Annotated in this window: 18 protein-coding genes; 2 read left to right on the top strand and 16 right to left on the bottom strand. The window is 70.7% G+C overall.

The window, feature by feature from the left end; translation table 11 throughout:
* The first annotated feature begins 26 nt into the window (after positions 1–26).
* Positions 27–2,327: a LuxR C-terminal-related transcriptional regulator gene (locus tag ABZ840_RS30610; protein ID WP_361564902.1), complete on the top strand. Its 2,301-nt coding sequence runs from the start codon at positions 27–29 to the stop codon at positions 2,325–2,327.
* A 109-nt stretch (positions 2,328–2,436) separates the two neighbouring features.
* On the opposite strand, the gene ABZ840_RS30605 is transcribed toward ABZ840_RS30610, so the two are convergent.
* The 11 genes from ABZ840_RS30605 to ABZ840_RS30555 all read right to left on the bottom strand — a co-directional run bounded on the left by ABZ840_RS30605 (position 2,437) and on the right by ABZ840_RS30555 (position 13,946).
* Entirely contained in the window at positions 2,437–5,262 is a 2,826-nt protein-coding gene (locus tag ABZ840_RS30605; RefSeq protein WP_361564899.1) for a DEAD/DEAH box helicase, read from the bottom strand.
* Positions 5,263–5,400: 138 nt separating this feature from the next.
* The gene (gene tatC / locus ABZ840_RS30600) at positions 5,401–6,372 is read right to left on the bottom strand and encodes a twin-arginine translocase subunit TatC (protein ID WP_361564896.1); all 972 of its coding nucleotides are present in this window, start codon (positions 6,370–6,372) and stop codon (positions 5,401–5,403) included.
* Positions 6,373–6,434: 62 nt separating this feature from the next.
* Positions 6,435–6,728: a Sec-independent protein translocase subunit TatA gene (tatA, locus tag ABZ840_RS30595; RefSeq protein WP_031062580.1), complete on the bottom strand. Its 294-nt coding sequence runs from the start codon at positions 6,726–6,728 to the stop codon at positions 6,435–6,437.
* Positions 6,729–6,925: 197 nt separating this feature from the next.
* Positions 6,926–7,150: a hypothetical protein gene (locus ABZ840_RS30590; RefSeq protein ID WP_361564893.1), complete on the bottom strand. Its 225-nt coding sequence runs from the start codon at positions 7,148–7,150 to the stop codon at positions 6,926–6,928.
* A gap of 94 nt (positions 7,151–7,244) precedes the next feature.
* Positions 7,245–7,487 carry a hypothetical protein gene (locus ABZ840_RS30585; RefSeq protein WP_052867442.1) on the bottom strand — a complete coding sequence of 81 codons (243 nt, stop codon included), beginning with the start codon at positions 7,485–7,487 and terminating at the stop codon, positions 7,245–7,247.
* Positions 7,488–7,544: 57 nt separating this feature from the next.
* Positions 7,545–8,495 (bottom strand): WYL domain-containing protein, encoded by a 951-nt coding sequence (locus ABZ840_RS30580; RefSeq protein WP_361564889.1) that lies wholly within the window; start codon positions 8,493–8,495, stop codon positions 7,545–7,547.
* 17 nt (positions 8,496–8,512) lie between these two features.
* Positions 8,513–9,511, bottom strand: a complete 999-nt coding sequence (locus ABZ840_RS30575; RefSeq protein ID WP_361564886.1) for a WYL domain-containing protein — start codon at positions 9,509–9,511, stop codon at positions 8,513–8,515.
* Between the two features lie 217 nt (positions 9,512–9,728).
* On the bottom strand, positions 9,729–10,103 hold the full coding sequence (locus ABZ840_RS30570; RefSeq protein ID WP_361564883.1) for an FKBP-type peptidyl-prolyl cis-trans isomerase: 375 nt from the start codon (positions 10,101–10,103) through the stop codon (positions 9,729–9,731).
* Positions 10,104–10,190: 87 nt separating this feature from the next.
* Positions 10,191–11,159 carry an FKBP-type peptidyl-prolyl cis-trans isomerase gene (locus tag ABZ840_RS30565; protein ID WP_361564880.1) on the bottom strand — a complete coding sequence of 323 codons (969 nt, stop codon included), beginning with the start codon at positions 11,157–11,159 and terminating at the stop codon, positions 10,191–10,193.
* A 159-nt stretch (positions 11,160–11,318) separates the two neighbouring features.
* The gene (pafA, locus tag ABZ840_RS30560) at positions 11,319–12,680 is read right to left on the bottom strand and encodes a Pup--protein ligase (protein ID WP_052867447.1); all 1,362 of its coding nucleotides are present in this window, start codon (positions 12,678–12,680) and stop codon (positions 11,319–11,321) included.
* A 9-nt stretch (positions 12,681–12,689) separates the two neighbouring features.
* Positions 12,690–13,946 carry an MFS transporter gene (locus tag ABZ840_RS30555; protein WP_361564877.1) on the bottom strand — a complete coding sequence of 419 codons (1,257 nt, stop codon included), beginning with the start codon at positions 13,944–13,946 and terminating at the stop codon, positions 12,690–12,692.
* A gap of 255 nt (positions 13,947–14,201) precedes the next feature.
* Here ABZ840_RS30555 and ABZ840_RS30550 point away from each other — a divergent pair, with 255 nt between their 5' ends.
* Positions 14,202–15,197, top strand: a complete 996-nt coding sequence (locus ABZ840_RS30550; RefSeq protein WP_361565212.1) for a LacI family DNA-binding transcriptional regulator — start codon at positions 14,202–14,204, stop codon at positions 15,195–15,197.
* A gap of 107 nt (positions 15,198–15,304) precedes the next feature.
* On the opposite strand, the gene prcA is transcribed toward ABZ840_RS30550, so the two are convergent.
* The 5 genes from prcA to dop form a co-directional block, all read right to left on the bottom strand.
* Complete coding sequence (gene prcA / locus ABZ840_RS30545; RefSeq protein WP_361564874.1) at positions 15,305–16,078, bottom strand: proteasome subunit alpha; 774 nt, start codon at positions 16,076–16,078, stop codon at positions 15,305–15,307.
* Between the two features lie 76 nt (positions 16,079–16,154).
* Positions 16,155–17,000, bottom strand: a complete 846-nt coding sequence (gene prcB, locus ABZ840_RS30540) for a proteasome subunit beta (RefSeq protein WP_361564871.1) — start codon at positions 16,998–17,000, stop codon at positions 16,155–16,157.
* Positions 16,952–17,545 (bottom strand): endonuclease VII domain-containing protein, encoded by a 594-nt coding sequence (locus ABZ840_RS30535; protein WP_361564868.1) that lies wholly within the window; start codon positions 17,543–17,545, stop codon positions 16,952–16,954. The genes prcB and ABZ840_RS30535 overlap by 49 nt, the downstream gene beginning before the upstream one ends.
* 7 nt (positions 17,546–17,552) lie before the next feature.
* Positions 17,553–17,771, bottom strand: coding sequence for a ubiquitin-like protein Pup (locus ABZ840_RS30530; protein ID WP_030616454.1), 219 nt, complete (start codon positions 17,769–17,771; stop codon positions 17,553–17,555).
* A 216-nt stretch (positions 17,772–17,987) separates the two neighbouring features.
* Positions 17,988–19,499: a depupylase/deamidase Dop gene (gene dop, locus ABZ840_RS30525; RefSeq protein WP_361564865.1), complete on the bottom strand. Its 1,512-nt coding sequence runs from the start codon at positions 19,497–19,499 to the stop codon at positions 17,988–17,990.
* Positions 19,500–19,769 lie beyond the last annotated feature (270 nt).

Raw genomic sequence — 19,769 nt, 5'->3', positions numbered from 1 at the left:
GGCTGTCGGCACATGGGACGGGTGACATGGCGGTTGAGTTCCGGCGGCGCAGTGCCCACCTCCCGGTCGAGCTGACCGGCTTCGTCGGCCGTAGGGAAGAACTCGCTCAGGTGCGCGGGCTGCTGGCCGGGGCCCGGCTGGTCACCCTCTTGGGGCCCGGCGGCGTCGGCAAGACGCGGCTCGCGCTGCGGGCGGCCGCCGCAGTCCGGGAGGACTTCGCCGACGGCCTCTGCGTGGCCGAGCTGACCGCGCTGCGCGACCCCGAACTGCTGCCCAACGCCCTCTGCACGCTGCTCGGCGTCCCGCCGCAGTCCACTGCCGAACCACTGGACGCCCTCGTCGACCACCTCCAGGACCGGCAGCTGCTGCTGATCATGGACACCTGCGAGCACCTGGTCGACGCCTGCGCGATGCTCGCGGACATCGTGCTCGGCGCGGCCCCCGGAGTGACCGTCCTCGCCACCAGCCGCCAGCCCCTCGACGTACCGGGCGAGCACGTCTTCCCGGTGCCGCCCCTGCCCCTCGGCACGGCCGTCGAACTCTTCACGCAGCGCGCCGCGGCCGCCACCCCGGGCTTCGCCCTCACGGACCGGACCCGCCCCGACGTCGAGACGCTCTGCCGCCGCCTGGACGGCATCCCGCTGGCGATCGAACTGGCGACGGTCCGGCTGCGGGCGGTGGGGCTCACGCAGCTGGTGGACCTGCTGGAGGAGCGGTTCCGGGTCCTGACCGGCGGCCGGCGCACCGCACTGGCCCGTCACCAGACCCTCCGCACAGCCATCGGCTGGAGCCACGAGCTGTGCACGGACGCCGAACGGCTGCTGTGGGCACGGCTGTCGGTCTTCGCCGGCTCCTTCGACCTGGCCGGCGTACGGGCGGTGTGCGGGGGCGGCACGCTCGCCACCCACCGGGTGGTGGAAACGCTCATCGGGCTCGTCGACAAGTCGGTCGTCATCCGCCTGGACGGCGCCGACGGCGAGGAGGTCCGCTACCGCCTCCTCGACACCATCCGCGAGTACGGTGCCGACTGGCTGGCAGGCCTCGGCGCCGACGAGGCGACCGCCTGCCGGGAGCGGCACCTGGCGCACTACCGGACGCTGGCGCGGCACTTCGAGGACCACTGGTGCAGCAGCGAACAGGTGGAGCTGTTCCGGACGGTGGACCGCGAGCGCGCCAACGTGCGGGCCGCCCTCGAATACGCCTGTCTCCGGGCCGGGCACGCCCGGGAGGCGCTGGCCTTCGCCGTCTCCCTCGGGCACTACTGGGGCTTCGGGTCGCACTTCCGTGAAGGGCGCCGATGGCTGTCACGGTGCCTGGAGCAGGTGCCCGAGCCGGTACCGGAGCGCGCGGACGCGCTGCGTCTGCTGTGCTGGTACGCCGTCCGCCAGGGCGACCACGAAGCGGCGCGCGCGGCGGCAAGCGATTCCCTCGCCCTCGCCGAACGGCTCGGCGACGAGCGGCTGCTGGCCCACGCCACCCAGTACACGGCGATGCAGAGCATCCTCCACGGCGACGTCCACGCCGCCGTGCCCGCCTTCGAGGAAGCCCGCGCCCGCTTCCAGCGCCTCGGCGACGGCCCCGGTCTGACGAAGGCGCTGATGGACTACGGCATCGCGCACGCCATCGGCGGCGACCCGCACAAGGCACTGGCACTCGCCGCCGAGGCCCAGGACCTCCTCGCCGAACATCCCGGCGAAAGCTGGGTCCGCGGCTACGTGTTCATCTCACAGGGCCTCGCGCACTGGCGCGCCGGGGACATCGCGGCGGCCTCCCCCGTCGTACGGACCGGAGTCCGGCAGAAATACCGGATGGCCGACAAGGACGGGGTGGCCGCCTGCCTGGCCATCCTGACCTGGCTCGCCGTCGGCCAGGAACGCCACGGTCGCGCGGCCTGGCTCGTGGGCGCGGCCGAGCAGCTCGGCGAGGACCTGTCGGCCGTCCTGCTCGGCGTGCCGACCCTCGTCGACGCCTACGTCCGCGCGCGGGCGGAGGCCGCCGAAGCACTGGGGCAAGCGCGCTTCGAACGGCTGCGGCGGGTCGGCGCCGAGCTGCCCGTCCAGACGGCGGTCGACCTCGCCGAGGCGGACGCCGACCTCCCCGGCACGATGGTGCCCGCGCACGACGAACGGCAGACGAGCAACGGCCTCACCCGGCGCGAGCGGGAGGTCGCCGATCTGGTCGGCCAGGGCCTGTCCAACCGGGAGATCGCCGAGCGCCTGGTGATCTCCAAGCGCACCGCGGACGCCCACGTCGAACACATCCTGGGCAAACTCGGCTGCTCCTCCCGCACGGAAATCGCCCCCACCCTGGCGGACGGGCAACCGTGAACGGCGCCCGGCGCCCGGGTCCGCCGGGCACGCGGCAAGGCGAACGGCACCGCGCTGCCGCGCTCGCCGTCGCCGACGCGCAACACCGCGGTGCCGAGGGAGACCGGACCTAGCCCACCGACGAGTACGCGACCACGCCGCGCAGCACCCCGTCCACCGCCTTGCGGGCGGCGCGGGTGACCGTGCTGCCCTCCGGCGCGGCGGCCGCGATCTGGCCGAGGACGTCGATCAGCTGCTTGCACCAGCGGACGAAGTCGCCGGCCGGCATCTCCGCCTCGCGGAGCACCTCGTCGAGGCCGACGCCGGACGCCCACTGGTACGCCGCCCACGCGAAGCCGAGGTCCGGCTCGCGCTGGCCCACGCCCTCCGCCTGGTTGATCCGGTGATCCTCCTCCAGAGCGTCCAGCCGCCCCCAGATCCGCACCATCTCGCCCAGCGCGGCCCGCGCCTTCCCCGACGGCAGCTTCGGCGCGACCGCGTCGTCCGCCTGCCGCGCCTCGTACACCAGCGCCGATGCGCACGCGGCCAGCTCCTGGGGCGACAGGCCCTCCCAGACGCCGTCGCGCAGGCACTCGCTCGCCAGCAGGTCCAGCTCGCCGTAGAGCCGCGCCAGCCGCCGCCCCTCGTCCGTGACCGTGTCGCCCTGCAGATAGTCCAGCTCGGTCAGCAGCGCGCAGATCCGGTCGAAGGTACGCGCGATGGTGTTCGTACGGCCCTCGATACGGCGCTCCAGCTGCCGCGTGTCCCGCCGCAGCCGGTGGTACCGCTCCGCCCACCGCGCGTGGTCCTCGCGCTCGTCGCAGCCGTGGCACGGATGCGCGCGGAGCGCGGCACGCAGGCGGCCGATCTCCTTGTCGTCGGCGGCCTGCGACCGCTTCTTGCGGTGCCGCTCCGGCGGGATGTGCCCGGCCTTGGTCCGCAGCGCGGAGGCCAGGTCCCGGCGCGACTGCGGGTTGCGCGCGTTGAACGACTTGGGGATGCGCATCCGGTCCAGCGGCTGCACCGGCACCGGGAAGTCGATCGACGCCAGCCGCTTGACCTGCCGCTCCGCGGTGAGCACCAGCGGCCGCGGACCGTCCTCGGCGTGGTATCCGCGGTGCCCGTTGGTCCGCCCGGACGGCATGCCCGGGTCGAGCACCAGCGCCAGGCCCGCGAACTTCCCCGTCGGCACGTGGATCACATCGCCCGGCTTGAGCTTCTCCAGCGCCGCGGCCGCGGCGGCACGGCGCTGCGCCGCGCCCTGCTTGGCAAGCTCCGTCTCACGGTCCTTCAGATCCCGGCGGAGCCGCGAGTACTCCTCGAAGTCGCCGAGGTGACAGGTCATCGCCTCGCGATAACCCTCCAGGCCCTCTTCGTTCTTCTGCACCTGCCGCGAGATCCCGACGACCGACTTGTCGGCCTGGAACTGCGCGAAGGACATCTCCAGCAGCTCCCGCGAACGGTGCCGGCCGAACTGCGAGACGAGGTTGACCGCCATGTTGTACGACGGCTTGAAGGAGGAGCGCAGCGGGTACGTACGGGTGCCCGCCAGGCCCGCGACGGCGGCCGGGTCCATGCCGCGCTGCCACAGCACCACCGCGTGGCCCTCGACGTCGATGCCGCGGCGCCCGGCCCGGCCGGTGAGCTGGGTGTACTCGCCGGGGGTGATGTCGGCGTGCTGCTCGCCGTTCCACTTGACGAGCTTCTCCAGGACCACGGAGCGGGCCGGCATGTTGATGCCCAGCGCCAGGGTCTCGGTCGCGAAGACGGCCTTGACCAGGCCCTTCACGAACAGCTCCTCGACCACCTCCTTGAAGGTGGGCAGCATGCCGGCGTGGTGCGCCGCGATGCCGCGCTCCAGGCCCTCCAGCCACTCGAAGTAGCCGAGGACGTGCAGGTCCTCGTCGGGGATGCCGGCCGTACGGGCCTCGACGATCTTGCGGACCTTCTCCCGCGCCGCCTGGTCGTTCAGCCGCAGGCCCGAGTACAGGCACTGCTGCACCGCCGCCTCGCAGCCGGCCCGGCTGAAGATGAACGTGATCGCGGGCAGCAGGCCCTCGTTGTCCAGCCGGTCGATCACCTCCGCGCGGCTGGGCGTCCAGATGCGGCTGCGCTGGCGGCGGTCCCGCTCGCGGTCCGCCTCCCGGAGGTTGTTCCGGCCGCGGCGCTTGTCCCGGCCGAAGGTGGGGCGGCTGTTCTCCATCCGCGCGAGCCGCACCAGGTCGGGGTTGACCTCGCGCTTGCCGCGGCCGGGCTCGCCGCCCTCCTTCTCCTCGAAGAGGTCGTACATCCGGCGGCCGGCGAGGACGTGCTGCCACAGGGGCACGGGCCGGTGCTCGGAGACGATCACCTCGGTGTCGCCGCGTACGGTGTCCAGCCAGTCGCCGAACTCCTCGGCGTTGGACACGGTCGCCGACAGCGACACCAGCGTCACGGACTCGGGCAGGTGGATGATCACCTCTTCCCAGACGGCGCCGCGGAAGCGGTCGGAGAGGTAGTGCACCTCGTCCATGACCACATAGCCGAGGCCGTTCAGCGCCTGGGAGCCCGCGTACAGCATGTTCCGCAGGACCTCGGTGGTCATCACGATCACCGGGGCGTCGCCGTTGACACTGTTGTCGCCGGTCAGCAGGCCGACCTTCTCGGCGCCGTACCGCTTGACCAGGTCCTGGTACTTCTGGTTGGAGAGAGCCTTGATGGGGGTGGTGTAGAAACACTTGCGGCCCTGCTCCAGGGCCAGGTGGACGGCGAACTCGCCGACGATCGTCTTGCCGGATCCGGTGGGAGCGGCGACCAGCACACCCTTGCCGGCCTCAAGGGCCTCGCACGCCTCGATCTGGAACGCGTCCAGCGCGAAGTCGTACATCTCCTTGAAAGGGAAGAGTGCGGTGGCCTGCTCGGCCGCGCGAGTACGCGCGGCGGCATAGCGCTCAGCAGGGGACATGTCCTCGGTCATCGTGTCTACGAGACTACCGGCCACCTCTGACAGTCACGCGATCTTTATGCCACGCGATCCTCCGCACCCCAAAAACGCGGCGAGGGCCGGTCCCACCCCGGAACCGGCCCTCGCACACCCCGTACCGGGGCGGACGCGTTACGTGATGTCGTCCATGTCGTTGCGGCGCCGCTCCAGCTCGTGCCCGTTCACGGACTGCTCCGGGAGGGCCCGCGGCGCGTCGACGGACTCGATCCCGCCGATGCTCTCGGGGGTGAGGTCCAGCTCGGACGCCTCGTCGTCGGCGGGGCCCGCGGCGACCGCGCGGGCCCGGCGGCGGTCGTTCATGAGCGAGATGCCGACGGCGGCGAAGTACAGGACGGCGATGGGGGCCGCCAGCAGGATCATCGACACCGGGTCGACGCTGGGCGTGGCGACCGCCGCGAAGACCGTGATGCCCATGATCATTCCGCGCCACCAGCCGAGCATGCGCCGGCCGGTGAGCACGCCGCCCATGTTCAGCAGGACCAGGAGCAGCGGCAGCTCGAAGGAGAGGCCGAAGACGACGATCATCCGCGTGACGAGGTCGAGCAGCTTCTCCAGCGTCACGAGGTTGTCGACGCCCGGCGGGGTGAACTCGATGAGCACCTTGGCCGTGGTCGGCAGGACGTTGTACGCGAAGTAGCCGCCGGCCAGGAAGAGCGGGAAGCCGGCGCCGACGAAGCTGAGCGCGTACTTCTTCTCACTGCGGTGCAGACCGGGCGCGAGGAACGCCCAGAGCTGGTAGAGCCAGACCGGCGAGGAGAGGATCATGCCCGCCATCAGGGACACCTTCAGCGCGAAGGTGAAGGGCCCGAGCAGGTCCATCATCACGATGCGGGCGCAGGTCTCACCGCCCTGCTTCTGCGCCAGCTCCGAGAAGGACAGGTCGCACCCGACCGTCTGCAGCACCGGCTTGGTGATGACGTTGATGATGTCCTGGTAGAAGAACGCCGCGATGACGCTCGTCACCACGATGGCCAGCACGGCCTTCGCGAGCCGGTTGCGGAGCTCACGCAGGTGTTCCGCGAGGGGCATCCGCCCCTCGGGGTCCTTGTTCTTCTTTTCCTTGTCGGGGGCAGACTTGAGCAACCCACGTCCTCATCTCGTGCGGCGGGCAGCGGTACCGGGCCGCCGCCTCAGTCGGCCCTGGATCAGCGCTTGGTGGTGCTGTCGGTCGGCTCGGCGACCGGGCGGGAGCTGTTCACGTCACCGGGCGAGGCCTGGATCGTCTTCGGCGTCTCGCCCTGCGCGTCGTTCGGCGGGTCGGACGGCGCGGACTGCGACTGCGAGCCCTCGGACTTCATCGCCTTCGCCTCGCTCTTGAGGATGCGCGCCGACTTGCCGAGGGAGCGGGCCATCTCGGGGAGCTTCTTGGCTCCGAACAGAAGGATGACGACGACGAGAATGAGGATGATCTCGGGAGCGCCGATCTTTCCAGTGAACATAAGTGTTTACCTTCTCACCGAGGCGGCTGGGGTGGGGCTGCCCGACTGGTCGGACAAGCGTCCGTTTCGCCGTGCTGCCAGCGATCGTAACGCGCGGGGGTTAACCGGCGGCAATCCCCGTGCATACTCCCGATTGCGGGCCGCGCCTCGTTCGTCGACCCGCATCCAGCAGCGTACCGCCCGTGGGCGGACGATTTTCAGACCGTCTCCCGCCGGGTTCCGGCCATTGCCCCGGCGTTGCCGGCGAGCGGCCCGGCGGCCCGCTCCAGGTCCTGTGCGGCCTGCTGGATCCGGCGCGAGGCGTGCTCCACCTGCCGGGCGAGCCTGCGTACCTCGACGAAGACGCGGACGGCGAGCACACCGAGGACGGCGAGGCCGAGGAAGCCGAGGGCGATGGCGATGGCGATCATGGGCCAGAGCATGGGGCGAGCCTACCGGCGCCTACGGGGCGAATCGAACGAGCCCGTGCCCCCACCGGGGGATTACCCGGGGGAGGCACGCGCGAAGCCCGCCTCCTCACCCCGTGTGCAGCCGCAGCGTCCGTACGCCGCCGCCGGTCAGGAGCTCCACGATGCGTTCGCCGGCCGGCTTGCGGACGGCGGAGCCGCAGTCGGGGCAGGTGAAGGAGTAGAAGGTGGTGCGGCGGCTGCCGCCTATCGCCAGCCGCAGCGCGTCCGAGGCCAGCTCGAAGCGGCCCCGGCAGTCCGGACAGGCGGCCTTGAAGACCACAGGCGCGGCCGGTGTCGGCACCGTCGTCATCGCACTCACAGCTCCCCTGCTGTTTCTCGACTGTCCCGTGTGCTCCGGGCCGCCCGCTCAGCCGCCGTACGCGGCGAGCGCCCGGGCCGCCGCGTCCCGCGCGCTGTCCGCCAGCTCCTGCGGCGCCACGATCCGACCGTCCCGGCCCAGCCGCAGCGCGAGCCGCCGCAGCGACGCGGGGTCCGGCGTACGCAGGGTGATGCGCAGGCCCCCCTCGGGCAGCTCCTCGGCGGTGTCGTGCGGGTAGTACTCGGCGACCCAGCGGCCGCCGGGCCCCACCTCGATCACGACCTCCGGGTCCTCGGCGGCCGGCTGCACCAGGCCCTCGGACAGGTCCCGCAGCTCGATCGGCGGCGGGTCCGAGGGCGCGTCGAGCAGCTTGATCTCGGCGACCCGGTCCAGCCGGAAGGTGCGGCGCGCCTCGGACAGCCGGCACCAGGCCTCGACGTAGGTGTGGCCGATGGTGAAGAGGCGGATGGGGTCCACCTCGCGCTCGGTGAGCTCGTCGCGGGCCGGTGAGTAGTAGCGCAGCCAGAGCCGGCGGCGTTCTGCGATGGCTCGGTCCACGTCGGCGAAGACGCCGCCCTCGGACTCGAAGGTGACGGAGAGCCGGGAGCTGGCGCCGGCCGCCTCGCCCGCCGCGGCCTCCAGCTTGGCGGTGGCCCGCAGCAGCGCCTGCCGGTCGCCCTCGCGCAGGCCGGGCAGGGTGGCCACCGCGCGCGCCGCCACCAGCAGCGCGGTCGCCTCGTCGGCGGCCAGCCGCAGCGGCTCGGCGACGTCGTCGGGGTTGTGCCACCAGATGCGGTCGCCGTCGGTGTCGATGTCCAGCAGGTCGCCGCCGCGGAAGCTCGTACCGCACATCGGCAGCACGTCGAGGTCCGCGATCAGCTCGTCCTCGGTGATGCCGAAGGCCCGGGCCACGTCGCTGACGTGGGCGCCGGGGCGCTCACGCAGGTACGTCACCAGGGACAGCATCCGGCGGGTCTGGTCGATGGCATTCGTCGCCATGGTCCGGTCGCTCCCCCTCAGCCCTTGGCCACGGCACGCAGCCGGTCCACCACGTCGGCCCGCAGTTCGGCCGGTTCCAGCACGATCACGTCCGGGCCCAGCTCCACCAGCCAGGCGTCCAGCCCGTGCCCGTACGGGATCTCCAGCTCGTCCCAGCCGTCGCCCGTCGCGCGCACGGACAGCGCGCGGGCGCGCAGCGGGTAACCGTGGTCGGCGCGCAGCCTGATGCGGGCGGTGCCGGTGGCGGTCTCGCCCGCCCAGCTCTCCACCGTCTCCCGCACGGTCACGTGGTCGGGCACCTCGGCGGTGAACTTCCCGGCGCGCGAGCGGACCTTGCCGGTGATGCGGGAGAGCCGGAAGACCCGCTCGGCCTTGCGGTCGCGGTCCCAGCCCGCCAGGTACCAGTGGCCGCGCCAGCACTCCAGGATCCACGGCTCCACCTGGCGCTGCTCGGGCCGCGCCGCGTTGCCCTTGCGGTAGTCGAAGACGACCGGCCGGCGGTCACGGCAGGCCAGCATCAGCGGCTCGAAGGCGGCCTCGTGGGCGGGGATGCGGGGCTCCAGGGCGCTGTGCGGCTGCGCCGGGTCGTACGGGCCCTCGTCCTCCGACGCCAGCGGCATGCCGGCCGCGCGCAGCTTCTGGAGCGCGCCGCTGGCCGCGCCCGCGAGCCGGGCCTGCTGCCAGATCTTGGCGGCCAGGCCCAGGGCCGCGGCCTCCTCGGCGTCCAGCGTGATCGGCGGAAGACGGTTGGAGTCGCGGCGCGCGAGGTAGCCGGTCTCACCGTCCAGCCCCTCGACGGTCTCGATGACCATGCCGAGCTCACGCAGGTCGTCCTTGTCCCGCTCGAACATGCGATTGAACGCTTCGTCGCCCGCGCCGGCCACGGTGTCCCCCGGGCCGAACGCCTCGACGTACGCCTCGATGGAACCGCGCAACTCCCGCTTGGTGAGCGGGCGCCGGGTCCCCAGCAGGCACAGCGCCAGGTTCATCAGCCGCTCGGCCTTGGCAATGGCCATCGACGCCCTTTCTCTAGCTCCCGACCGATGACCGTACCGCTACCGAGAGCCGCTTCAAAAGCCGAGGGCCCATACCCCCGAGGGGGCATGGGCCCTCAATACTCGCGCCACGCGCCGTGCCGGCGCCGCACAAGGACGTAACCGGCGTCCGGACACGGTGTCCGCGTGGGCGAAAATCAGCGCCGGACCGGGCTCGGCCGGCCCCGGCGTCGCGTCCTCAGACCGAGACCAGGTCGCAGACGAAGATCAGCGTCTCACCCGGGGCGATGCGGCCGCCACCGGCGCCACGGTCGCCGTACGCCAGGTGCGCGGGAATGGTCAGCCGGCGGCGGCCGCCGACCTTCATGCCCTGCACGCCCTGGTCCCAGCCCGCGATGACCTGTCCGGCGCCCAGCTGGAACTGCAGCGGCTTGCCGCGGTTCCAGCTCGCGTCGAACTCCTCGCCGGTGCTGAAGGAGACGCCGACGTAGTGGACGGAGACGTTGTCCCCCGCCTTGGCGACCGGCCCGTCACCCTCCCACAGGTCCACGATCTCCAGATCGGTGGGCACGGGGCCCTCCGGGAAGTCGATCTCGGGCTTGTCGATGCTCACGTATGTGCTCCTACGAACGAATCGTTCTACAACGCCGGACAGTCTCGCAGATGACGACGCAGTGATCATCGCGGCCCGCGGACGGCCTCAGACGGCGCCGATGATGTCCACCGAGAAGACCAGCGTGTTCTTCGCCAGCCCGGACTGCGGGCTGGCGGCGTAGCCGTCCTTCGGCGGCACGACGACCAGGACACGGTCGCCGACGTTCTTGCCGACCAGCGCCTTGTCCCAGCCCTTCACGACCTGGCCGGTGCCGATCTGGAAGGCGGTGGCGCCACCGTGCTTCCAGGAGGAGTCGAACATCTTGCCGTCCTCCCACTTCACACCGGTGTACTGCGCGATCACACCCTGACCGGCCTTCACCTTCGGGCCGTCACCCTTGATGAGCACCTGGTCCTTGGTGTCCTTGGGGGCCTTCTCGCCCTTGGGGACCGTGATAGTGGCGGGCTTCTGCCCGTTGTCCTTCGCCTCGGGCATACCGGCCTCCGGCGCCGCCTGCTCCCCCTTGGCGGCGGCCTTCTTGTCGACCTTCTTGGCGTTGACGATGTCGACGACCCAGACCAGGCCGTCGCCCGCCTTCACACCCGCCTGCGGGTTCAGCTGGTCGCCGATGATCGACTTGGCGGTGCCCTCGATCTCGAAGCGGGTACCGACCTTCTTCCCCTCCGCCTCTTCCATCACCTGCGACGGCAGCATCTGCGAGGGCTGGCCGACCTCCCCGACGACCTGCGCCCGCTCCTTGGCACCCGGCTGCTTGGACCAGGTGCTGCCCAGCGACTGGCCCTTCATCGTCTGCCCGATGAAGTCCAGCCGAACGAAGTCGCCCTTCTTCACGGTCGCGCCCTTGCCCTCGTGGAGCGTCTTCACGACCGTCTTCTCCGACGGCTTGGCGCCCTTGGGCACGCTGATCTTGGGCTGCTCGCCGGCCTTGCCGTCCACCTTCACGACGCCCGAATCGGCGGAGTCGTCATCGGACCCGCACGCGGCGGTGAACATCAGGACGGGCACGGCGATCGCCGCGGCCGCGGCACGGCGGGTGTTCTTCGTGAGCTTCATCAGTCCAACTCGGGCTAGAGGGGTAGGTGGGCAATGCCCGCCACTCTACGACCTGAACCCCTCCGCGCCACGAGCCGAACGCCGCCCCTTTTCCAGAGACAACACGGCGGTGTGCACCGGCCCAATGGCCGTTGACACACCGCCGTGCCGCGGAAGGCGTCACATTCCCGCGATGAGCTTCTCCACCCGGTCGTCCACGGACCGGAACGGGTCCTTGCACAGCACCGTGCGCTGCGCCTGGTCATTGAGCTTGAGATGCACCCAGTCGACGGTGAAGTCCCTGCGCTGCTCCTGGGCCCGGCGAATGAAATCGCCGCGCAGCCTGGCCCGTGTCGTCTGCGGCGGCACGGACTTGCCCTCGAAGATCTTCAGATCGTTGCACACCCGCGCCGCCTGGCCCTTTTTCTCCAGGAGGTAGTACAGCCCGCGACGGCGGTGGATGTCGTGGTACGCGAGGTCTATCTGCGCCACCCTCGGGTGGGACATGGTGATGTTGTTCTTGGCGCGGTAACGGTCGATCAGCTGGTACTTCATCACCCAGTCGATCTCCGTCGCGACCCGGTCCAGCTGCTCGTCCCGGATCGCCTCCAGCGTGCGGCCCCACAGCTCCAGGACCCGCTCGACGGTGCCCGTACGGATGCCACGGCGGTCGCAGAAGTCCACCGCCTTCTCGTAGTACTCCTGCTGGACTTCCAGGGCCGAGGCCTCCCGGCCGCTCGCCAGCCGCACCTTGCGCTGACCGGTGATGTCGTGGCTGACCTCGCGGATCGCCCGGATGGGGTTCTCCAGGGTCAGGTCCCGCATCACCGTGCCCGCCTCGATCATGCGCAGCACGAGGTCGGTGGCGCCGACCTTCAGCAGCATGGTCGTCTCGGACATGTTGGAGTCACCCACGATGACGTGCAGCCGGCGGTAGCGCTCGGCGTCCGCGTGCGGCTCGTCGCGGGTGTTGATGATCGGCCGGGAGCGGGTCGTCGCGGAGGAGACCCCTTCCCAGATGTGTTCGGCGCGCTGGCTCACGCAGTACACCGCACCGCGCGGCGTCTGCAGCACCTTTCCGGCACCGCACAGCAGCTGACGGGTCACCAGGAACGGAATGAGGATGTCCGCGAGCCTGGAGAACTCCCCGTGCCGTGCCACGAGGTAGTTCTCGTGGCAGCCGTACGAGTTTCCCGCCGAATCGGTGTTGTTCTTGAAGAGATAGACGTCTCCGGCGATTCCCTCCTCATGCAGGCGGCGTTCGGCGTCGACGAGCAGGCCTTCGAGAATGCGCTCGCCGGCCTTGTCGTGGGTGACCAGCTCGGTCACGTTGTCGCACTCGGGAGTTGCGTATTCCGGGTGCGATCCCACGTCCAAGTACAGGCGGGCACCGTTCCGCAGGAAGACATTGCTGCTGCGGCCCCATGACACGACACGGCGGAAGAGGTACCGCGCCACTTCGTCGGGAGACAGGCGGCGCTGTCCCCTGAACGTACACGTGACGCCGTACTCGTTCTCCAGCCCGAAAATGCGGCGGTCCATGACTGAACATTACGCCTGATGGCCAGCTCTGAAACCGGGTTCGACGGCACCGTTCCGATCATTTTCCGCCTGGACGCCACCCGTCCGAATCCCGGACGGCAGCAGAAAACGCCGCGCGGCCACCATCACGGCCAGCGCGGCCACGCCACCGCCGCCCGCGACCGCGAAACCCGCCGTCGCGCCGCCCAGCTCCACCGCGGGCCCCACCACGGACGTACCCACAGCGGCCCCCACCCCGAACGTCGTGACCAGCCACGAGAACGCCTCCGTCACCGTGCCGCCCGGCGCGTGCCGGTCCACCACGATGAACGCGCACGCCAGCGCCGGCGCCAGGAACACACCCGCCAGCCCGGTCAGCGCCGTCATCCCGGCCACCCCCGGCGCCAGGGACAACGGCAGATACCCGAGCGCCAGCAGCCCGATCAGCACCCGCAACCGGTGCTCCGGCTCCCCCGGCCACTCGCGCGCCCCGTACACCACACCGCCGACCAGCGCCCCCGCGCCCAGCGCGGAGAGAAGGTAGCTGGAGACCATTCCGCCGCCGTGCGTATCGGCGTACGCCACCGCCGCCACCGCGATCGACCCCAGCGCCAGCCCCACGAAGAAGAACGACCCGATGAGGACCAGCATCCCGGAGGAGCGCAGCGCCCCCAGCCAGTGCGCCTCGCGCGGCGCGCTGCGCCACTCGCGGGACGGCGCCGAGACCACCACCGACAGCGCGCCGAGCACGCCGAGGACATTGATGACCAGCAGCGCGACCCGTTCGGACCAGGCCGCGACGCTCAGCGTCACCAGCAGCGGGCCGACCGCGAACATGACCTCCTGCGCCACCGCGTCCAGTGCGTACGCCGCGTGCACCCGCTCGGGGCGTTTGAGGACGCCCGGCCACAGTGCCCGCAGCCCGCCCTCCAGCGGCGGCGTGAAGAACCCGGCGACCACCATGGCCGCGTACGCCGGCCACACCGGGTCGATGCCGACCGCGGCCAGCAGGACCATGCCCAGCGCCGACAGGACGGCCGAGGGGAGCATGACGCGCGGCTGGCCCCACAGGTCCACCGCGCGGCCCAGCAGCGGCTGCCCTACGGCGTTGCAGAGGCCGTACACGGCCGAGAGGACCCCCGCCAGGGCGTAGCTGCCGCCCTCCGCCCGGGTGAAGAGCACCACCGCCAGCGCCGCCGTGGCGTTCGGCAGCCGTCCGACCAACGTGCCGACCAGCAGCCGCGCCGCGTGGCGCGTCCTGAGCAGCTCCGCGTAACCCGCGGCCATGTCCGCCCCTCTCCGCCGGCCGCCGGGGCCGGGTGCCCACCGTCAAGTGTTACGTATAACGTGTTCCGTCATACGTACCATGGCCGCTGACCGCGGGTCCACCGCGCACACCACAACAGCACCGCCGCACGAAGGGCAGCCACACCAGTGACCGAACAGGGGGCGGCGGCACGAGGCACCGGAACGCCGGACGCGGGGACACACAGCACCCGGTCGCACACGCCGCCCGAAGCACCCCGCGTCACCAGCAAGGACGTGGCACGGGCCGCCGGCGTCTCCCAGGCCGCCGTCTCCCTCGTCCTCGGCGACAAGTGGCGCGGCCGGGTCTCCGCGGCCAAGGCCGACGCCGTACGCACCGCGGCACGCGAACTCGGCTACCGCCCCAACCTCGCGGCCCGCAGCCTCCGCCTCGGCCGCACCCGCACCGCCCTCCTCGTCGTCCCGGCCCTCACCACCGAATTCTTCGCCCGCGTCTACACCGGCGCCGCCCGCATCGCCGCCGACAGCGGCTTCGGCCTCGTGCTCTACCCCTCCCCCGAAGGCATCGGCCCGGCCCGCGACCCCTTCGACTCCGCCCGCGCCACCCTCGACGGCGTCATCGCCTCCTCCATGGCCGCGGACGCGCTGACCGCCCTCTACGGCGAGGGCCTCCCCCTCGTCATGCTGGACAGCGACCCGAACAGCACCCCCGCCGCCGCCACCGTCAACCTCGACATCGCCCACGGCGCCCGCCTCGCCGCCCACCACCTGCTCGACCTCGGCCACCGCCGGCTCACCCACCTCGCCGCCGCCGTCGACTCCTGGACCTTCCACCTCCGCGCCGAAGCCCTCGCGGAGACCGTGGAAGCCGTACCGGGCGCCGCCCTGCACCGCCTGCCCGCACCGCTCAGCGTGGACGCCGGACTGCACGCGGCCCACGCCGCGCTGACCGCCCCAGGCCCCCGCCCCACCGCCCTCGTCTGCGACGACGACCTGCTCGCCGCCGGTGCCTGCAAGGCCGCCCGCCGCCTCGGCCTGCGCGTACCCGAGGACGTCTCCATCACCGGCTTCGACGACCTCGCGCTGGCCACCGCCGTCGAACCCGAACTGACGACCGTACGGCTGCCCGCCGAGGAGTTCGGCGCCGCCGGCATGCGCGCCCTCATCGACGTCCTGGCCGGCCGGCCGGCCGCCGCGCCCACCACCCTCCCCGTCGAACTGGTCACCCGCGACTCGACCGCCCCGCCCCCGCCGGACGAGCCGCGCTCCTGACGCACTGTCAGGATGCCCGTGGGGGACCTCTCCGGGCCCCGCGCACACCGCGCCGCCCCGGCGGGAAACAACCCACCGGGGCGGCGCGGAACGTACGCGAGCGGCGCTCAGCTCTCCGAGTCGGAACCCTCCTCGGCCTCACCCTCGGCATCGGACTCGGTGGCCGGCGTCGCGGCCGCACCGTCCGACTCCAGCAGCCGCGCGAGCTGACGGCCCAGCACCCGCTTGAACTTCCGCTGCTGCGGCCGCTTGCGGTCCAGGACCGCGACCTCCAGCTGCTCGGCGGTCAGCGTCCGCTCACCACCGTTGTTGTCCCGCGACAGCGACTCCACGGCGAGCTTCAGCGCCTCGCCCAGCGTCATGTCGTCCCGGTGATGCTGATCGAGATAGCTGCTGATCTGATCGGCGTTACCACCGACCGCGACCGAACCGTGCTCGTCCACGATCGAACCGTCATGCGGCAGCCGGTAGATCTGGTCGTCCTCCGGGGTGGGACCCACCTCGGCGACCAGCAGCTCCACCTCGTACGGCTTCTCGCCCGCGCTGGAGAAGATCGCACCGAGCGTCTGGGCGTAGGTGTTCGCCAGCCCGCGCGCCGTCACGTCCTCACGGTCGTAGGTGTACCCCCGCAGATCGGCGTAGCGCACACCACCGATCCGGAGGTTCTCGAACTCGTTGTATTTACCGACCGCCGCGAAGGCGATCCGGTCATAGATCTCGCTGACCTTGTGCAGTGCACGGGAAGGATTCTCGGCGACGAAAACGACGCCGTCGGCATACTGCAGGGCGACAACACTGCGTCCGCGCGCGATGCCCTTGCGGGCGTACTCGGCGCGATCGGCCATGGCCTGCTGGGGTGAGACATAGAACGGCGTCGACACCGGCTATCCGTCCCTTTCTGTCAATGGCTCTCTCACGGCGAAAGCCCCTCCGGATCCGTCATCCGCTGTCGTCACGTCAGAGCAGTGCGGCCCGCGGGCCGTCGGGCTGCTCCATACGCCGCTCGTGGACGGCACGGGCGATCTCGGACACCTCGTCCTCGGTGAGCTTCTTGAAGCCCTCGTCATTGATCACCGTGACGATCGGATAGATCCGCCGGCCCATGTCCGGGCCACCGGTGGCCGAGTCGTCGTCCGCGGCGTCGTACAGCGCCTGCACGACAGCGGTCGCCGCGTCGTTCTCCGAGAAGTCGTCCCGGAACAGCTTCTTCAGAGCACTGCGCGCGAAGACCGAACCGGAGCCCGTCGCGGCGTAGTTCCGCTCCTCCGAACGCCCGCCGGTCACGTCGTACGAGAAGATACGGCCCTTCTCGCGGTCGATGTCGTACCCGGCGAACAGCGGCACCACGGCCAGACCCTGCATGGCCATGCCCAGATTGCTGCGGATCATCGTCGACAGGCGGTTCGCCTTGCCCTCCAGGGACAGCTGCGCGCCCTCGACCTTCTCGTAGTGCTCCAGCTCCAGCTGGAAGAGCTTGACCATCTCGACGGCCAGGCCCGCGGTGCCGGCGATGCCGACCGCGCTGTACTCGTCCGCCGGGAAGACCTTCTCGATGTCCCGCTGCGCGATGACATTGCCCATCGTCGCGCGACGGTCACCGGCCAGCACGACGCCCCCGGAGAACGTCGCCGCGACGATCGTCGTGCCGTGCGGCGCCTCGATCGCCCCCTGCACGGGCGGCAACGGCCGGTTCCCCGGCAGCAGCTCCGGCGAGTGCTCGCTGAGAAAGTCCATGAACGAGGAGGATCCAGGCGTCAGGAAGGCAGACGGTAGACGCCCGGTGCTTCGAGTATTGGCTTCCACACTTTTCCTTCCAGATACTCGGCCGCACGCCTCAGGACGTCCGGCCGATCTTTGAATTGCCCAAGCGCTGCGTTACAGCTGAAGCACAGCACGCCACGGACCTTACCCGTATCGTGATCGTGATCCACATGCACGGCCGGAGCCGCGAGACAGATGGGACAGAGCCCCTTCGTCTCGGCGCGAAGAGCATCCCGCTCGGCCTCGGTGAGGCCGTATTTGCGTCGGAAGTAGCTCTCGCGATTCCGCTCGGCTCGGCACGACCGGCAGTAGCTTGCCCAGCCGTCCGACGACGACTTGTTCTGCTCCCACTGGTCGTGCGGCTTTACTTCCTCGCACTGGGGGCACCGCTTGGATCCGCGAGGCACAGGAATCTTCTCGCGGACCGTCCGCCCCTTGGCCGCCTGGCGCTGCCGGTAGTACTCCGCGGAGCACTCCCGGCAGTACGCCTGCAGGCCGTCGCGCATCGACTTGTTGCTGGCGAATGCCCCCGACGACAACGTCCGTCTGCATCGTGAGCAGTTCTTCTCGTGATGCAATTCGGACATCTAGGGATTACTCGCCACCCTTCTGGACAAATGACCTCACGAAATCCTCAGCGTTCTCCTCGAGGACATCGTCAATCTCGTCCAGCACGGAGTCCACGTCGTCCGACAGCTTTTCCTGGCGCTCCTTGAGGTCCTCGGACGCTTCCGCGTCCTGAGTCTGCTCCTCGACCTCCTCGGTGGTGCGCGACGCCTTCTGCTGTCCGCCGCCGGTGTCCTTGGTCGCCATATCCCTCACCCCGCTCGGTTCGCCCCGCTCGATGTGACTGTCAAGATCAGACCTTACAAGCTGGGTCCGACATCGGCCCTGCACTTTCCCTCAACGTCCGGGACCCACTTCGATGATTCCCGCCGGGCGGGCCTTTCAGCCGCCCGGCGGGCGCCGGATCGGTCACGATCGGGCCTCTCATCAGGCCGTGAGCGGCCCGTACGCGTCTTTACCGCCTCAGCCGCCGCTCAGTACCCGGACCAGGTCCTCCGCCGTGCGGCAGCGGTCCAGGAGCTCCTTGACGTGGTTCCGGGTGCCCCGCAGCGGCTCCAGTGTCGGGACCCGCTGGAGGGAGTCACGGCCGGGCAGATCGAAGATCACGGAGTCCCAGGAGGCGGCCGCGACATCGTCCGCGTACTGCTCCAGACAGCGGCCCCGGAAGTAGGCCCTGGTGTCCTCCGGCGGCTTGATCTCCGCCTTCTCCACGTCCGCCTCGGTCAGCAGGCGCTGCATCTTGCCGCGCGCCGCCAGCCGGTTGTAGAGGCCCTTGTCGGGCCGTACGTCGGCGTACTGGAGGTCGACCAGGTGCAGCCGCGCCGCGTCCCAGTCGAGGTTGTCGCGGCGCCGGTAGCCCTCCATGAGCTCCCGCTTCGCGACCCAGTCCAGCGTGCCGGACAGGCTCATCGGGTCGTTCTCCAGCCGGCCGAGCACGTCCTCCCAACGGCTGAGGACGTCCTTGGTCTGCGCGTCCGCGTCGGCGCCGAAGCGCTCCTCGACGTACTTGCGGGCCAGCTCGTAGTACTCCATCTGGAGCTGTACGGCGGTGAGCGTCCGACCGCTGCGGAGCGTGATGAGCTGTTGCAGCGACGGGTCGTGCGAGACCTGGTGGAGGGTGCGTACGGGCTGGTCGATGGCGAGGTCGACGTTGATGAAGCCGTCCTCGATCATGGAGAGGACCAGCGCCGTCGTGCCCAGCTTCAGGTAGGTGGAGATCTCCGAGAGGTTCGCGTCGCCGATGATGACGTGCAGCCGGCGGTACTTCTCGGCGTCGGCGTGCGGCTCGTCGCGGGTGTTGATGATGGGCCGCTTGAGCGTCGTCTCCAGGCCCACCTCCACCTCAAAGTAGTCGGCGCGCTGGCTGATCTGGAAGCCGTGCTCGTGGCCGTCCTGGCCGATGCCGACCCGGCCGGCACCGCAGACGACCTGGCGGGAGACGAAGAAGGGGGTGAGGTGGCGCACGATGTCCGAGAAGGGGGTCTCCCGCTTCATCAGGTAGTTCTCGTGCGTGCCGTAGGAGGCGCCCTTGTTGTCGGTGTTGTTCTTGTAGAGGTGGATCGGCTGGGCGCCGGGGACCTGGGCGGCCTTCTCGGCGGCCTCGGCCATGATGCGTTCGCCGGCCTTGTCCCACAGCACGGCGTCGCGCGGGTTGGTGACCTCGGGGGCGCTGTACTCGGGGTGCGCGTGGTCGACGTAGAGCCGCGCGCCGTTGGTGAGGATGACGTTGGCCAGGCCGATGTCCTCGTCGGTGAGCTGGCTGGCGTCCGCATTCTCACGTGCGAGGTCGAAGCCGCGGGCGTCCCGCAGCGGGTTCTCCTCCTCGAAGTCCCACCGGGCGCGTCGGGCCCGGTGCATCGCCGCCGCGTAGGCGTTGACGACTTGGGACGAGGTGAGCATGGCATTGGCGTTCGGGTGGCCGGGGACGGAGATGCCGTACTCCGTCTCGATGCCCATTACTCGCCGTACGGTCATGCGGCCCTCCTTGCCCGGCGGCGCCCCCTGCTGGGGTCGGCGCTCAAGTACCGCTGCGCTTCCGGTCCGTATGCGGTCCCCGCTTCCGCACTGAGTGGTGCGGCGGTACCGAAGAGCCTAGAACGCCGATGCGGCGCTGGGGAGATCATTACAGTCATTGCTCCAGTCCGGTTTTCCCTGTTCCGCCGGGTCCCCTCCAGGGCGCGTCCCACCCCTGGAAATGCGTCCGGCTGCGGACGCCCCGCCTGGGACATCCGCAGCCGGTGAGCG

Origin of the sequence: Streptomyces sp. NPDC047117 (assembly GCF_040643545.1) — a bacterium.
GTDB lineage: Bacteria > Actinomycetota > Actinomycetes > Streptomycetales > Streptomycetaceae > Streptomyces.
The sequence above is the reverse complement of the archived record's forward strand: the minus strand, read 5'-3'. Positions and strand labels throughout refer to the sequence as shown.

Coding starts and splice junctions, on each gene's coding strand:
- ABZ840_RS30530 (WP_030616454.1), bottom strand. CDS start 17,771: ATGGCGACCAAGGACACCGGCGGCGGACAGCAGAAGGCGTCGCGCACC.
- ABZ840_RS30585 (WP_052867442.1), bottom strand. CDS start 7,487: ATGACGACGGTGCCGACACCGGCCGCGCCTGTGGTCTTCAAGGCCGCC.
- dop (WP_361564865.1), bottom strand. CDS start 19,499: ATGACCGTACGGCGAGTAATGGGCATCGAGACGGAGTACGGCATCTCC.
- tatA (WP_031062580.1), bottom strand. CDS start 6,728: ATGTTCACTGGAAAGATCGGCGCTCCCGAGATCATCCTCATTCTCGTC.
- ABZ840_RS30610 (WP_361564902.1), top strand. CDS start 27: ATGGCGGTTGAGTTCCGGCGGCGCAGTGCCCACCTCCCGGTCGAGCTG.
- ABZ840_RS30575 (WP_361564886.1), bottom strand. CDS start 9,511: ATGGCCATTGCCAAGGCCGAGCGGCTGATGAACCTGGCGCTGTGCCTG.
- ABZ840_RS30580 (WP_361564889.1), bottom strand. CDS start 8,495: ATGGCGACGAATGCCATCGACCAGACCCGCCGGATGCTGTCCCTGGTG.
- ABZ840_RS30590 (WP_361564893.1), bottom strand. CDS start 7,150: ATGCTCTGGCCCATGATCGCCATCGCCATCGCCCTCGGCTTCCTCGGC.
- pafA (WP_052867447.1), bottom strand. CDS start 12,680: ATGGACCGCCGCATTTTCGGGCTGGAGAACGAGTACGGCGTCACGTGT.
- ABZ840_RS30605 (WP_361564899.1), bottom strand. CDS start 5,262: ATGACCGAGGACATGTCCCCTGCTGAGCGCTATGCCGCCGCGCGTACT.
- ABZ840_RS30555 (WP_361564877.1), bottom strand. CDS start 13,946: ATGGCCGCGGGTTACGCGGAGCTGCTCAGGACGCGCCACGCGGCGCGG.
- ABZ840_RS30535 (WP_361564868.1), bottom strand. CDS start 17,545: ATGTCCGAATTGCATCACGAGAAGAACTGCTCACGATGCAGACGGACG.
- ABZ840_RS30565 (WP_361564880.1), bottom strand. CDS start 11,159: ATGAAGCTCACGAAGAACACCCGCCGTGCCGCGGCCGCGGCGATCGCC.